Genomic DNA, 1,723 nt, shown 5'->3' on the forward strand with positions numbered 1-1,723 from the left:
ACGCCGGAGCCGACGGCGAGCTCCTGGAGGGCGTCGGTCAGCTGGATCTCGCCGCCGCGGCCGGGCGGCGTGTGCTCCAGGATGCCGAAAACCTCCGGAGTGAGCACGTACCGACCGATCACGGCATAGTTCGACGGGGCGTCCTCTTTGCTCGGCTTCTCGACCAGCCCGGTGACCCTGACCACGTCAGGATCATCGGTGGGTTCGACCGCGGCCGCGCCGTACATGTGGATGTGGTCGGGATCGACCTCCATGAGGGCGATGACCGACACCCCGGTGCGTTCGTTCTCCGCCAGCATGCGGGTCAGCAACGGATCCCGCTCGTCGATCAGGTCGTCGCCGAGCAGCACGGCGAATGTGGCATCGCCGACGTGCCCGCGCGCCCGCAGCACGGCGTGGCCCAGACCCCGCGGCTCCCCCTGCCGCACGAAGTGGATGTCGGCGAGGTCGTTGGACTCGGTGACACGCTCCAAACGATCCAGGTCGCCCTTGTGGGTGAGGTTGGATTCGAGCTCGGGTACCGCGTCGAAGTGGTTGGAGATGTTGTTCTTGTTGCGCCCCAAAATGATGAGGATGTCGGGGATGCCAGCGGACACGGCTTCCTCGACGACATACTGGATCGCCGGCTTGTCGACGACGGGAAGCATCTCCTTGGGCATCGCCTTGGTCGCCGGCAGGAACCGCGTCCCCAGACCCGCGGCGGGGATGACAGCCTTGATGTGTGATTCGGCCATGGCTCCACTGTACCCAGCGCTGAACGGCATCCCACACCGGGCATCCCGCACCCGACATCCCGCACCCCAGACCGGTGCGCGGTGCCGCGGGGCCGCACATCCGGCCGGTGTCTAGAATCGATCACGTGACCGGCGAGATCGACGATGCGAAGCGGGCGCTGCGCGCCGAGCTGCGTGAGCGTCGACAACAGCGCTCACCGCTGTCGCTGTCGCAGTCTGCGGCCGGGGTCAAGACACAGCTGGACGCACTGATCTCGCGCTACGCCGCCCGGTCGATCTCGTGTTTTCTGTCCACTCCGACCGAACCGGGCACCCGGGAGTTCGTCGCGGGGGCGCTGGCGCGCGGCATCCGGGTGCTGCTGCCGGTTATGCGCACCGACGGCCTGCTGGACTGGGTCGTCGCCGACGACGCGGGCGAGATCGTGGAAGCGGCGATGGGCGTCCCGGAACAGGCCGGTGATCTGCTCAGTCCCCTCGCCGTCGACGAGGTCGATGTGCTCGTGATCCCCGCCGCCGCCGTGGATCGCTCCGGGACGCGGCTCGGATGGGGCCGCGGCTACTACGACAAGACCCTCGGCTCGATGCAGAATCGCCCACCCGTGTATGCCGTCGTCTTCGACGCCGAGTTCATCGACGACATCCCCCGCGACCTGCACGACCAGCCGGTGACCGGCGTCGTCACCCCCACCCGCACGATCGAGCTCACGCCGAAACTCTGACCCGAACGAGGATCCCATGCCCACCTACGCCTATGCCTGCACCGGTTGCGACCACGCATTCGATGCCGTGCAGTCGTTCACCGACGCTTCCCTGACCGAGTGCCCGGCCTGCGGAGGACGGCTGCGCAAACAGTACGGTTCGATCGGGGTCACCTTCAACGGTCCGGGCTTCTACCGCACCGATTCTCGCGACGGCACCTCCCGAGGCGGCGGCAAGGACGCGAGCAAGGGAGCCGGCGACGGCAAGGGCGCCGACACGACGGCGGCGGC

3 protein-coding genes are annotated in these 1,723 nt (G+C 68.0%); 2 read left to right on the plus strand and 1 reads right to left on the minus strand.

The features are described 5' to 3' along the window. On the minus strand, nt 1-734 hold a 734-nt coding region (locus ACK5KK_RS01780), incomplete at its 3' end, for a UTP--glucose-1-phosphate uridylyltransferase (RefSeq protein WP_416888376.1). Nucleotides 735-859: 125 nt separating this feature from the next. On the opposite strand from ACK5KK_RS01780, the gene ACK5KK_RS01785 reads away from it, so the two are divergent. Together ACK5KK_RS01785 and ACK5KK_RS01790 are read left to right on the plus strand one after the other, a co-directional pair. Beyond that, complete coding sequence (locus tag ACK5KK_RS01785; protein ID WP_416888377.1) at nt 860-1,453, plus strand: 5-formyltetrahydrofolate cyclo-ligase; 594 nt, start codon at nt 860-862, stop codon at nt 1,451-1,453. Nucleotides 1,454-1,469: 16 nt separating this feature from the next. Further along, nucleotides 1,470-1,723: FmdB family zinc ribbon protein (locus tag ACK5KK_RS01790; RefSeq protein WP_416888378.1), on the plus strand; the 254-nt coding region annotated here is incomplete at its 3' end.

Origin of the sequence: Microbacterium sp., assembly GCF_047972865.1 — a bacterium.
GTDB lineage: Bacteria > Actinomycetota > Actinomycetes > Actinomycetales > Microbacteriaceae > Microbacterium.